Origin of the sequence: Micromonospora endophytica (assembly GCF_003236305.1) — a bacterium.
Taxonomy (GTDB): domain Bacteria; phylum Actinomycetota; class Actinomycetes; order Mycobacteriales; family Micromonosporaceae; genus Micromonospora; species Micromonospora endophytica.
The window spans coordinates 1-11,541 of record NZ_POTX01000192.1; the positions used below are offsets into that span (position 1 = coordinate 1).

13 protein-coding genes are annotated in these 11,541 nt (G+C 72.2%); 8 read left to right on the top strand and 5 right to left on the bottom strand.

The annotated features are described in order from the left end of the window. Positions 1-62: 62 nt before the first annotated feature. The 3 genes from C1I93_RS22715 to C1I93_RS22725 form a co-directional block, all read right to left on the bottom strand. Positions 63-296: a hypothetical protein gene (locus tag C1I93_RS22715; RefSeq protein ID WP_111245329.1), complete on the bottom strand. Its 234-nt coding sequence runs from the start codon at positions 294-296 to the stop codon at positions 63-65. Between the two features lie 18 nt (positions 297-314). After that, complete coding sequence (locus tag C1I93_RS22720) at positions 315-1,313, bottom strand: LysR family transcriptional regulator (protein ID WP_111245330.1); 999 nt, start codon at positions 1,311-1,313, stop codon at positions 315-317. A gap of 77 nt (positions 1,314-1,390) precedes the next feature. Further along, on the bottom strand, positions 1,391-1,999 hold the full coding sequence (locus C1I93_RS22725) for a hemerythrin domain-containing protein (protein ID WP_111245331.1): 609 nt from the start codon (positions 1,997-1,999) through the stop codon (positions 1,391-1,393). Positions 2,000-2,130: 131 nt separating this feature from the next. On the opposite strand from C1I93_RS22725, the gene C1I93_RS22730 reads away from it, so the two are divergent. Then, positions 2,131-3,459, top strand: a complete 1,329-nt coding sequence (locus C1I93_RS22730) for a M20/M25/M40 family metallo-hydrolase (RefSeq protein ID WP_111245332.1) — start codon at positions 2,131-2,133, stop codon at positions 3,457-3,459. A 51-nt stretch (positions 3,460-3,510) separates the two neighbouring features. Then, on the top strand, positions 3,511-4,164 hold the full coding sequence (locus C1I93_RS22735; RefSeq protein ID WP_111245333.1) for a hypothetical protein: 654 nt from the start codon (positions 3,511-3,513) through the stop codon (positions 4,162-4,164). A 230-nt stretch (positions 4,165-4,394) separates the two neighbouring features. On the opposite strand, the gene C1I93_RS22740 is transcribed toward C1I93_RS22735, so the two are convergent. Together C1I93_RS22740 and C1I93_RS22745 are read right to left on the bottom strand one after the other, a co-directional pair. Continuing rightward, entirely contained in the window at positions 4,395-4,586 is a 192-nt protein-coding gene (locus C1I93_RS22740; RefSeq protein WP_111245334.1) for a DUF5703 family protein, read from the bottom strand. 91 nt (positions 4,587-4,677) lie between these two features. Then, positions 4,678-5,649 (bottom strand): aldo/keto reductase, encoded by a 972-nt coding sequence (locus C1I93_RS22745; protein ID WP_111245335.1) that lies wholly within the window; start codon positions 5,647-5,649, stop codon positions 4,678-4,680. 143 nt (positions 5,650-5,792) lie between these two features. Here C1I93_RS22745 and C1I93_RS22750 point away from each other — a divergent pair, with 143 nt between their 5' ends. The 6 genes from C1I93_RS22750 to mshC all read left to right on the top strand — a co-directional run. Beyond that, complete coding sequence (locus C1I93_RS22750) at positions 5,793-6,845, top strand: LLM class F420-dependent oxidoreductase (RefSeq protein WP_111245340.1); 1,053 nt, start codon at positions 5,793-5,795, stop codon at positions 6,843-6,845. Next, positions 6,842-7,678, top strand: a complete 837-nt coding sequence (locus C1I93_RS22755) for an undecaprenyl-diphosphate phosphatase (protein ID WP_111245336.1) — start codon at positions 6,842-6,844, stop codon at positions 7,676-7,678. Before C1I93_RS22750 ends, C1I93_RS22755 begins: the two co-directional genes overlap by 4 nt. Before the next feature lie 231 nt (positions 7,679-7,909). Next, positions 7,910-8,623 (top strand): histidine phosphatase family protein, encoded by a 714-nt coding sequence (locus C1I93_RS22760; protein WP_111245337.1) that lies wholly within the window; start codon positions 7,910-7,912, stop codon positions 8,621-8,623. Positions 8,624-8,831: 208 nt separating this feature from the next. Further along, entirely contained in the window at positions 8,832-9,407 is a 576-nt protein-coding gene (locus C1I93_RS22765; protein ID WP_111245338.1) for a DUF3090 domain-containing protein, read from the top strand. Further along, the gene (locus C1I93_RS22770; protein ID WP_111245339.1) at positions 9,404-10,222 is read left to right on the top strand and encodes an SCO1664 family protein; all 819 of its coding nucleotides are present in this window, start codon (positions 9,404-9,406) and stop codon (positions 10,220-10,222) included. The genes C1I93_RS22765 and C1I93_RS22770 overlap by 4 nt, the downstream gene beginning before the upstream one ends. A gap of 133 nt (positions 10,223-10,355) precedes the next feature. Then, positions 10,356-11,541 (top strand): cysteine--1-D-myo-inosityl 2-amino-2-deoxy-alpha-D-glucopyranoside ligase (gene mshC / locus C1I93_RS22775; protein ID WP_111245341.1); only part of this gene is annotated, 1,186 nt, incomplete at its 3' end.

Here is an 11,541-nt window from a genome sequence, read left to right on the forward strand (position 1 = left end):
ACCCACCTCCGTCGATCTAGGGGCAAACGTCGCTAGTGGATCTCCAACGACGACAACGAGCCCTAGATCGACGTGCTGGGGAGGGTGAGGCCGGCGGCGTCGGCGGCGGCCTGCCGGTCGGCGCGGGCCTGCTCCTCACGGGTGATCAGGTTGGCGTACTCGGTCAGGTCGGCCGGGTCGGGCACCTCCGGCAGCCGGCGCAGGAAGGCTTCCACCTCCCGGACCGCGGTGGTGTGCCGGGCGGCCGCCTCGCGCAGCACCTCGCGGTCGTCGGCGGCGGGATAGAGATCGGTCATGCCGCCGCATACCCGCCCTCAGCCGGTTCGCACCCCGGGATCGATCGCCGCGGCCAGCGGACGCCGCAACCCGAACGCGGGGTTGCGCAGCAGCCACGCCAGGTACGCCGGGTGCGGCGCCAGCGCGTCGGTGTACGCGGCCAGCGCCGTCTCCACCACCAGGTCGGCCATGCCGGCGGCGGGGGACTCCGGGTGCCAGCCGAGCATCAGCCGCCACCGCAGCGGGGTGCCGGCCAGCCGGCGGGTCACCAGACCGGCCACCGGCCGGAAGGTGGCCTGGCACAGTGCCACCGCCTCGCCGGCGTCCACCAGGTCGACGCAGCCGCGCACGTCGGCCTCGTACACCTTGCGGGGTGTGAAGCCGGCGCGGGCGCAGGCGGCGGCGAAACAGTCACCGAAGCAACCGTCGCCCGGCGCCGCCACCCACTGCTCGTGTCGCAGGTCGGCCAGGGCCACCTCGTCCCGATCGGCGAGCGGATGCGTCTCCGGCAACAGCACCATGATCGGATCGACGGCCACCTCCCGCCAGCTCAGGCCGTAGTCCGCCGCCGGGGTGGAGTCGCCACACACCCCGGTCAGGGCGAAGTCCAGTCGACCGGCGGCGACCAGCTGCACCAGCTCGTCGACCGACCAGGACGCGTGCGTGGTGATCTGCGCCTGCGGCTGCGCGGCGGCGAGCCGGTGCACCAGCCGACCCAGGATGGGGCTGTTCACCCCGCCGAAGCGGTAGCGGCGCGGCGCGTCGCCCGCACCGGCCAGCCTTGCCGCCTCATCCTGGAGGCCCTTCATCGCCGGCAGCAGCACCCGGGCCCGGGCCAGCACCAGTTCACCGAGCGCGGTGGGGCGGGCACCCCGGCGGTCGCGTTCGAACAGCGGGCCGCCCAGGGTCCGTTCGATGCGCTGGAGCTGGGCGGTCAGCGCCGGCTGGGCCAGGCCGAGCGTCGAGGCCGCCTTGGTCACGCTCCCCGTCTCCGCGATGGCGCAGACCACCCGCAGGTGGCGCAACTCCAGATTCATAGCGTGACGGTAGGGCGACACCGCGGTCGACGGAAGGGTCCGTACGGATCAACGACCCTGAACGTGTCGCGAGTCGCTCAGCGTGGCGGCGGGTCGCTCAGTTCGGTGAGTTCGCTCAGCTGGGTGTGTCGGCCGGTGACCGCGTCCCGGAGCTTGTCGACGAGCGCGACCGCCGGCTCGACGATCCGGTTCCACGGCGGGGTGTGCGGCACGCCCGGGTGGGGGCGGGTCGGCGCCGCCTCCTCGGCGATCTCCAGCCGGTTGCCGAGCCGGATCAGCTCCTCCTCGGTGGCGTCGGCACACAGCCGCCCCACCAACGCGTCCACCGCCGACACATGCCGTTCGAGCAGCTGGGCGACCATCGGGAGGCGGTCGTCGGTGAGCCCCCGCAACGCCATCAGCAGGGCGGCGTCCCCGGCCAGCACCTCGCCGACCGGCCCGTCGGCGTCGGTGTCGGCCTGCCGGATGGCGGGCAGCAGGTACTGCTCCTCGGCGGAGAGATGCCGAGACAACGCGGCGATCAGGATCTCCCGGCCGTGCGCCGGGTCCGGGCCCGGCTCGACCAGCCGCCGAGCCAACGCCAGCAACTGCTGATGCTCCTCGGCGATGGTGTCGGCGATGCTGCGCCCGGCGGGCTGGTAGCCGTCGCCGGGAGTGGGGGGCAGCGGCGGCAGGTGGACGGACACGGTCCCTCCTCGGCTGGCGGGGACGAAGCGACGATCATCTGGCGGGCGGAGCGACGATGATAAGGCAACCGGACGCGCGCGCAGTACCCGGACCGCCCCGCACCGAAACGGTGGGCTGGTATGAAGGGGCGATGACGAGCAACGCCCACTCCGCCCACCCCGCGCCCACCGACGAGGTCGTCGAACTCTGCCGGGACCTGTTGCGCATCGACACGACGAACACCGGCGACAACGCCACCAGCGTGGGGGAGCGCCGGGCCGCGGAGTACGTCGCGGAGAAGCTGGCCGAGGTCGGCGTCGAGCCGGTGCTGCACGAGTCCGCCCCCGGGCGGGCCAACGTGGTGGCCCGGATCCCCGGCACCGACCCGAGCCGGGGCGCGCTGCTGGTGCACGGCCACCTGGACGTGGTGCCGGCCGACCCCGACGAGTGGTCGGTGCACCCCTTCTCCGGTGAGCTGCGCGACGGCTACCTGTGGGGTCGGGGCGCCATCGACATGAAGGACTTCGACGCGATGGTCCTGGCGGTGGTGCGGCACTGGCAGCGCACCGGCGTCCGCCCGACGCGCGACATCGTGCTGGCGTACACCGCCGACGAGGAGGCGGGCAGTGAGTACGGCGCCCACTTCCTGGCCACCCGGCACCGGGACCTCTTCGACGGCTGCACCGAGGGCATCGGCGAGGTGGGCGGCTTCTCGTACACCGTCGACGAGTCGCGCCGGCTCTACCTGATCGAGACCGCGCAGAAGGGCATCGACTGGCTGCGGCTGCACGCCAAGGGTCGGCCCGGGCACGGCTCGATGGTGCACGACGACAACGCGGTGACCGCACTGGCCGAGGCGGTGGCCCGGATCGGTCGGCACCGCTTCCCGGTGGTGGTCACCGACACCGTACGGGCCTTCCTGGAGGAGGTCTCCGAGGTGCTCGGCATCGAGCTGGACCCGGAGGACCCGGAGACCGCCATCGCCAAACTCGGCCCGATCGCCAACATCATCGGCGCCACCATCCGCAACACCGCCAACCCGACCCGGCTCGCCGCCGGCTACAAGGACAACGTTATTCCCGGCCGGGCCACCGCCACCATCGACTGCCGCAGCCTGCCCGGGCAGTCCGAGCTGCTGGAACGGCAGCTACGGGAGCTGGTCGGCCCGGACATCGCCATCGAGTACATCCAGCGCCAGCCGGCACTGGAGACCACCTTCGACGGTGACCTGGTCGAGGCGATGTCGGCCGCGTTGCGGGCCGAGGATCCGGGCGCGCGACCGGTGCCGTACATGCTCTCCGGCGGCACCGACGCCAAAGCGTTCGCGCAGCTGGGCGTCCGCTGCTTCGGCTTCGCGCCGCTGCGGCTGCCGGCCGACCTGAACTTCTCGGCGCTGTTCCACGGCATCGACGAGCGGGTTCCGGTGGACGGACTACAGTTCGGCGTGCGGGTTCTCGACCGGTTCCTGCGTACCTGCTGACCCGCGCCCGCTTCGGGCGCGGCACCTTGCCACATGAAGGGGACGCCTCATATGACCGACCAGCACGGTGAGCTGGACGCCGCCCTCGAACGCGTGATCGAAGCGGCCCGCCACCACCTGGCCGCGGTCCGCGCCGCCGAGGGCCGGATCGACGACGACGACGTCTGGCAGGCGTACGTCGCGTTGAACAACGCGTCGTTCGCCTACGACGAGCAACTCATGGACGCCTTCGGCGAGGTCACCCCCTGGGACGTCGAGTCGATCGACCCGGACGAGGCCGACCAGCGCTTCGGCGCGGCCGAGGGAGTCGAGCCCGGCGACCCGCACCCCCAGGTCATCTCGGTGCGTCAGCGCCGCGACTACCGGGTGCCCAGCGTCTCGGCGTTGATCCGGATCGCCGACGCGGCCCGCCGCGAGGGCCTGCCCGCCGACGAGGAGGCACCGCCGGTCGAGGGCGTCGGCGAGGCGGTGCTGGAGCTGCTCCAGAGCGGCGACGGCTCGCTCGGCGCACTTGACGTGCCGGAACTGGAGCCGCTCGACGGCGTGGTGATGGTCAGCGAGGTCGGCACCCCGGTCGACCTGGAGTCCTTCGACGACGACGACCCGATCGGCCCGTTCCAGCCGGCGGCCGACGACCGCCTGGTCGGCCGGCTCGACGAGCACCCGTTCGCCGAGCTCGACGACGAACACGACCACGCCCACTGATCCTTGCACCACGGCGGCCGGGGTGTGGCCGCCGTGGTGCAAGGAAGGGCCCCCTATTAACGCCTCGTGTATAGGAGGGGCCCCCTATTAACACCCGCTGGGCTTCCGCGCGGTTCGCGCGCTGGGTTTCCGCGCGGTTCGCGTGGCCGGGTCGCCGCGCGGTCGGCGCGCCAGGTCTCCGCGCGCTCAGGTCGCGGCGCGCCGGTTCTTGCCGGCTCGCGGTGCGACCGCTAGTACGACAGGCCCGGTTGCGGCGGGTTGACCCGACGGCGGCGCAGCATCACCTGCCGCGTGCCGTCCCGGAACAGCTGCACCCGAGCCAACTCCCAGCCGGAGAACTCGGCCTGGATCGCCAGCTGCGCCGCAGCGGTCAACCGGTCGACATTCGGCGGTAACCGCAGCGGCGCGTACTCGTAGTCCATGGCTTCTATGCTGCCCAGCCGGAGCCGGTGAGCGCCACCCCCGCCCGAGTGACCCGCGCCGCCACCGGCCGCGCCACCGTCGGGCTCGGGCTCAGCCGTCCCGTTCGGGGTAGCCGACCTCCAGCGCCGAGACGTCGTCCAGTGCCGTGGTGATCTCCTCGGGGAGACTCATCCGTTCCACCTGGAGCGCGCCGAGCAACTGCCCGGCGGTACGCGCGCCGAGGATCGGCGCGGTCACCCCGGGCCGGTCCCGGATCCAGGCCAACGCCACTTCCAGCGGGGACACCCCGAGCCCACTCGCGGCGGTGGCCACCGCCTCCACGATGCTGGAGCAACGCGGCTCCAGGTAGGTGGCGACGAAGCGTTCGAAATGCGGCGACACGGCCCGCGAGTCCGCCGGGCGGCCGTGCCGGTACTTGCCGGTGAGCACCCCTCGGCCCAGCGGGGACCAGGGCAGCACGCCCAGCCCGAGCGCCTCGCAGGCTGGCAGCACCTCCCGCTCCACGCCCCGTTCGAGCAGCGAATACTCCACCTGGGCGGCGACCACCGGGGCCCGCCCCGGCCAGGCCGCCTGCCAGGCCGCGGCCCGGGCGGTCTGCCAGCCGGAGAAGTTGGAGACGCCGATGTAACGCACCCGGCCGCTGGCCACCGCGTGGTCCAGCGCGGCCAGGGTCTCCTCCAGCGGGGTCTGCGGGTCGTAGCAGTGCACCTGGAAGAGGTCGACGTGGTCGGTGCCCAGTCGGCGCAGCGAGGCGTCGAGCGTACGCAGCAGATGCCCCCGGGAGTTGTCCCGGCGCCGCGCCCCACCCGGCCGGAGCCCCGCCTTCGTGGCGATGAGCAGATCCTCGCGGGGCACCAGGCTGCCCAGCAGCGAGCCGATCACCGACTCGGCGTCGCCGTCGCCGTACACGTCGGCGGTGTCGATCAGGTTGCCGCCGGCGTCGAGATAGCTCTTCAGTTGCGCCGCCGCGTCGTCGGCGTCGGTGTCCCGGCCCCAGGTCATCGTGCCGAGCGCGAGCCGGGAAACCGCCAGCCCGCTTCGGCCGAGCGGTCGCTGCTGCATGGGTGAACCTTATTTCGAACCCGGCCGGACCGATATCCTCGCTCCCGTCGAGTCTGCCGGCGATTCTTCGGGGGGTGATCCGGTGATCGTCCCCATCGTCGGCATTGCGTAACCTGATGCGACTGCGGATGGGGGAGGACTCTGTGCGACTCGGGCTAAGCCTCGGATACCAGACAGCGTGGAGCACACCGGCCGACCACCTGGCCCTGGCTCAGGAGGCGGACCGGCTCGGTTACTCGGTGGTGTGGGCGGCGGAGGCGTACGGCTCCGACTCGCCGAGCATGCTCGCCTGGATGGCCGGGCAGACCGAGCGGATCGACATCGGCAGCGCGGTGATGCAGATCCCGGCCCGTACGCCCGCGATGACCGCGATGACCGCGGCGACCATCGACGCGCTCTCCGGTGGCCGGTTCCGCCTCGGCCTCGGCGTCTCCGGACCTCAGGTCTCCGAGGGCTGGCACGGCGTACGCTTCGGCAAGCCGCTCGCCCGCACCCGGGAGTACGTGGACATCGTGAAGTTGGCGGTGGCCCGCAAGGAGGTCGCCTACGACGGCGAGTTCTACACGCTGCCGCTGCCCGACGGCCCCGGTAAGGCGCTGCGGCTGGGTTTCCACCCACCGCGCGAGCACATCCCGACCTATCTCGCCGCTGTCGGGCCGAAGAACCTGGAGCTGGCCGGCGAGATCGCCGACGGCTGGCTGGCTGTCTTCTACGCCCCGGAGTTCGCCGCTGAGCAACTCGCCGCGGTGACCGCCGGCCGAGCCAAGGTCGGCAAGGAGCTGGCCGGTTTCGACGTGGTGCCCTCCGTGCCTGTCGTCCTCGGTGACGACGTGGCCGCCTGCGCCGAGTTGGTCCGCTGGTACGCGGCCCTCTACGTCGGTGGCATGGGCAGCCGGCAGCAGAACTTCTACAACCAGCTGGCCACCCGGATGGGCTACGGCGACGCCGCCCGCGAGGTGCAGGAGCTCTACCTGGCCAAGCGGCAGCGGGATGCCGCCGCCGCGGTGCCGCTGGAGTTCATCGACCGGACGTCTTTGCTCGGGCCGAAGGAACGCATCGCCGAGCGGATGCGCCAGTACGCCGAGGCCGGGGTGACCACCCTCTCGGTGACCCTGTTCGTCGCCGACCGCGACAGCGGGGTACAGACCCTGCGTACCGTCGCCGAGGCCCTGGAGCTCTCGGGAGTCGGGGAGTGACCTGGGTCGAAGCCATCGTCCTGGGCATCGTCCAGGGCCTGACCGAGTTCCTGCCGGTCAGCTCGTCGGGGCATCTGCGGATCACCTCGGCGATCTTCTTCGAGCGTGACGCCGGTGCGTCCTTCACCGCGGTCACCCAGCTTGGCACCGAGGCGGCGGTGCTGCTCTACTTCGCCAAGGACATCTGGCGGATCGGCCGGACCTGGACCGTCGGCATCTGGGACAAATCAGTACGGAGCAGCCTCGATTACCGGATGGGCTGGTACGTGATCGTCGGCTCCATCCCGATCGGCCTCTTCGGCTTCCTGTTCAAGGACCAGATCCGGGAGACCGCCCGCAACCTGTGGGTGGTGGCCACCACCCTCATCGTGTTCGCCTTCGTGCTCGCGTTCGCCGAGTACTGGGGCCGGCAGACCCGGACCCTGAAGGACTTCCGGATGCGCGACGGCGTGGTGATGGGCTTCGCCCAGGCCCTGGCACTCATTCCCGGAGTGTCCCGCTCCGGCGCGACCCTGACCTTCGGCCTCTTCCTCAACCTCACCCGGGAGACCGCGGCCCGCTACTCGTTCCTGCTGGCCATCCCGGCCGTGGTGATGTCCGGCATCTTCAGCCTGGGCGACGTCTTCGAACCGGCCGCACCCGGCACCTCGGTGCCCTCCGTCGCGCAGATGGTCGTCGCCACGGTCATCGCCTTCGCGGTCGGCTACGCGGCCATCGCCTGGCTGCTGCGCTACGTGGCTCACCACACCCTGTACGTCTTCGTGCTCTACCGGGTCGCGGTCGGCACCCTCGTGCTCGCCCTCCTGCTCACCGGCACCATCAGCGCCACCTGAGGTGTAAGGCGGGAGTGTAAGGAGGGGCCCCCTATTAACGCCTGGTGTATAGGAGGGGCCCCCTCCTAACGCCTGCCGCCTGGCGGCACGCTAACGCCCGCCGCCTGGCGGCACGGCACGGCCGCTAGTACGCCCCCCGACCGGCGGGTACGGCAACGGTCGCCGTCCGGCGGCACAGTACGACCGCCGGTCGGTGGAGCGGCCCTGCCGGTCGGGGGGTGACGGCCTAGGGTGGTTCGCGTGGCGACACTCTTGCTCCTGCGACATGGACGTACCACCGCCAACGCCGACGGTGGCCTGGCCGGCCGTCAGCCGGTCGAGTTGGACGAGACCGGCCGGACCCAGGCCGGCGCGGTGGGTGAGCGGCTGCGTGCGCTGCCGCTGGCGGCCGTCGTGACCAGCCCGTTGATCCGCTGCCGGCAGACTCTCGAGTTGGCGTTGCCGCAGGCGTCGCCGGTGCTGGACGAGGGGCTGATCGAGTGCGGGTACGGCAGTTGGGAGGGGCAGCCGCTGAAGAAGTTGGCCAAGGAGCCACTCTGGCCGGTTGTGCAGCAGCATCCCAGCGCGGCGGTCTTTCCGGAGGGGGAGTCGATGGCGCAGATGGCGGCCCGCGCGGTCGCCACGGTACGTGCCTGGGACGCCCGGCTCACCGCCGAGCAGGGCTCCGAGGCGGTCTGGTTGGCATGCAGCCACGGCGACGTGATCAAGGCCATCGTGGCGGACGCGCTCGGCGTACACCTGGATCTCTTTCAGCGGATCGTGGTGGACCCGGCCTCGGTGACCGCGATCCGCTACACCCCGCTGCGTCCCTTCCTGCTTCGCCTCAACGACGTCGGGGGCGATCTGAGTGGCCTGGTGCCACCACCGCGTAAGCGGCGCCGGCGCCCCGCCCGCCCGGCGGACTCAGACGCCCCGGTCGGCGGCGGCGCGGGCGCGTCCCGGTGAGTCCGAACGTCCCGGTGAGCGCAAGCACCCCGGTGAGTCCGAGCATCCCGGCGAGCGCAAGCACCCCGGTGAGCGCACGCACCCCGGTGAGGGTAAGCACTCGGGCGAGTGTGAGCACTCTGGTGCCGTGCCGCCGAAAGCGTTCCGGCGGACCGGTCCGTGCCGGTGGGGTGCGCGGTACGCGGGCACGCCGGATAGGGTCTCTGGTATGACCCACCAGGTGCACGCCTTCGAGCCGCCGGAGCGGTTCGTCGCCGGGACCGTCGGGCCGCCAGGGGAGCGTACGTTCTTCCTCCAGGCGCGCGGCGGTGGCCGGCTGGTCAGCGTCGCGCTGGAGAAGGTCCAGGTCTCCCTGCTCGCCGAAAAGCTGGAGGAACTGCTCACCGAGGCGCAGCGCCGGTTCGGGGTCGAGTTGCCCGAGGCGCCGGTCTCCCTCGGCGACAACGAGCCGCTGGAAACGCCTGTCGACGAGGAGTTCCGGGTCGGCACGTTGGGCCTGGCCTTCGACGCGGACACCGCGACCGTGGTGATCGAGGCGATAGCGGTCGGCGAGGCGGAGGCCGAGATCGAGCTGGGCGAGTCGGAGGAGGACGAGGCCGACGACGTCGAGCCCGACGAGGACCTCGACCGGCTGCGGGTTCGGCTGACCCCCGAGGCGACCCGTGCGTTCATCGAACGGGCCCGGCGAGTGGTAAACGCCGGCCGTCCCCCCTGCCCGCTCTGCGGGCAGCCGCTCGACCCGGCCGGTCACCTCTGCCCCCGGAACAACGGCTACCACCGGTGACCTCGTCCGGCCTGGCACCCCGGCGGGAGGGCGACGCCGCGCTGCGTCTGCTGCGCGACGGCGAGCTGACCGTCGAGGGGCGGCTGGTCGACGCCTCGAACACCACGCTGCGGGGCATCCTCACCCTGGACGGCGCCACCGCCCGCTGCGTGTACAAACCCGTACGCGGTGAACGCCCACTGTGGGACTTTCCCGACGGTACGCTGGCCGGCCGGGAGGTCGCCGCGTACCTGGTCTCCGTGGCGAGCGGCTGGGACCTGGTGCCACCGACGGTGCTGCGTTCGGGGCCGTTCGGCCCGGGTTCCTGCCAGCTCTGGATCGACGAGCCACCCGACGCCGAACCGCTCGTGGCGTTCGTGCCGGCCGACGCGCTGCCGCCCCGGTGGATCCCGATCGCGGCGGCCCGTGACGACGACGGCACCCCGTACGCCCTGGCACACGCGGATGACCCGCGGCTGGCCCGGCTCGCGATCCTCGACGCGGTGATCAACAACGCGGACCGCAAGGGTGGGCACGTCCTGGTCGGCCCGGACGACCGGATCCACGGCGTCGACCACGGGGTCAGCTTCCACGTGGAGGGCAAGTTGCGCACGGTGCTGTGGGGCTGGGCCGGCCGGCCGCTGCCCGACGACGCCGTCGAGACGCTCGACCGGCTGGCCCACCAGGTCACCGGCCCGCTCGGCGACGAACTGGCCGAGCATCTCACCCGCGGCGAGATCACCGAGTTGGCGGCCCGGATCGACAGGCTCCGCACCGAGTGCTGCTTTCCGCAGCCGTCACCGGACTGGCCGGCCGTGCCGTGGCCACCCGTGTGAGGCCCGTCTGCCGCTCACCCGGGTCGCGCCGCGGCCGGGTGGCCTGGGGTACGCCGACGGCCGGACAGCCCTGAGGCGTTGATCACTGCTGGCACCCCGTGCCGGCGACCCGCCGCTCGTTAGGCTGGCGGGCATGGAGTCTTGGTTGGGGCACGAGGTGCCGCGGTTGCCGGGCCGGAGCGGGCCGCTGAGGTTGTACGACTCGGCACGCCAGGGCGTGCACCCGAGCCAGCCCGACGGCGTCGCGACCATGTACGTCTGCGGCATCACCCCGTACGACGCAACGCATCTCGGTCACGCCGCCACGATGATCACGTTCGATCTGGTGCAGCGGATGTGGCGCGACGCGGGCCACGAGGTGCGGTACGTGCAGAACGTCACCGACATCGACGATCCGCTGCTGGAGCGGGCCGAGCGCGACGGCGAGGACTGGAAGGTCCTGGCCATGCGGGAGACGGCCCTGTTCCGGGAGGACATGGAGGCGTTGCGGATCATCCCGCCGGCGCACTACGTCGGTGCCGTCGAGTCGATCCCGGACATCGCCGAGAAGGTGCTGGTGCTGCTCAAGGAGGGTGCCGCGTACCGCCTGGACGACGGCACCGGCGACGTCTACTTCGACGTCTCAGCGGCGCCGCGCTTCGGCTACGAGTCGAACCTGTCCCGGGCGGAGATGCGGGAGATCTTCCCGGATCGCGGTGGTGACCCGGACCGGGCCGGCAAGCGCGACCCGCTCGATCCACTGCTGTGGCGCGGTGCCCGCGACGGCGAACCGTCCTGGCCGGGCGGTGACCTCGGTCCCGGCCGTCCGGGCTGGCACATCGAGTGCGCGGTGATCGCCCTGGGCCTGCTCGGCGCCACCATCGACGTCCAGGGCGGCGGCAACGACCTGCTCTTCCCGCACCACGAGTGTTCCGCCGCGCACGCCGAGCGGCTGACCGGCGCGGCACCGTTCGCCCGGCACTACGTGCACGCCGGCATGATCGGCCTGGACGGCGAGAAGATGTCCAAGTCCCGCGGCAACCTGGTCTTCGTCTCCCGGCTGCGCGCCGACAAGGTCGACCCGATGGCGGTGCGGCTGGCGCTGCTCGCCGGCCACTACCGCGCGGACCGGTCCTGGACCGACGACCTGTTGACCGCCGCGCAGCAGCGACTGGCCCGGTGGCGTCAGGCCGCCGCCGCGCCGTCCGGGCCGTCCGGGGAGGCGTTCCTGGCCGGGGTACGCGAGCGCCTGACCGACGACCTCGACACCCCCGGCGCCCTGCTCCTCGCCGACGACTGGGCCGACCAGACCCTCGCCGGGGCGACCACCGCCCCCACCG

What these genes read in the sequence shown, in the direction of transcription:
- C1I93_RS22730 (WP_111245332.1), top strand. Translation starts at nt 2,131, where the DNA reads ATGACGAGCAACGCCCACTCCGCCCACCCCGCGCCCACCGACGAGGTC.
- C1I93_RS22720 (WP_111245330.1), bottom strand. Translation starts at nt 1,313, where the DNA reads ATGAATCTGGAGTTGCGCCACCTGCGGGTGGTCTGCGCCATCGCGGAG.
- C1I93_RS22715 (WP_111245329.1), bottom strand. Translation starts at nt 296, where the DNA reads ATGACCGATCTCTATCCCGCCGCCGACGACCGCGAGGTGCTGCGCGAG.
- C1I93_RS22735 (WP_111245333.1), top strand. Translation starts at nt 3,511, where the DNA reads ATGACCGACCAGCACGGTGAGCTGGACGCCGCCCTCGAACGCGTGATC.
- C1I93_RS22765 (WP_111245338.1), top strand. Translation starts at nt 8,832, where the DNA reads ATGACCCACCAGGTGCACGCCTTCGAGCCGCCGGAGCGGTTCGTCGCC.
- C1I93_RS22745 (WP_111245335.1), bottom strand. Translation starts at nt 5,649, where the DNA reads ATGCAGCAGCGACCGCTCGGCCGAAGCGGGCTGGCGGTTTCCCGGCTC.
- C1I93_RS22740 (WP_111245334.1), bottom strand. Translation starts at nt 4,586, where the DNA reads ATGGACTACGAGTACGCGCCGCTGCGGTTACCGCCGAATGTCGACCGG.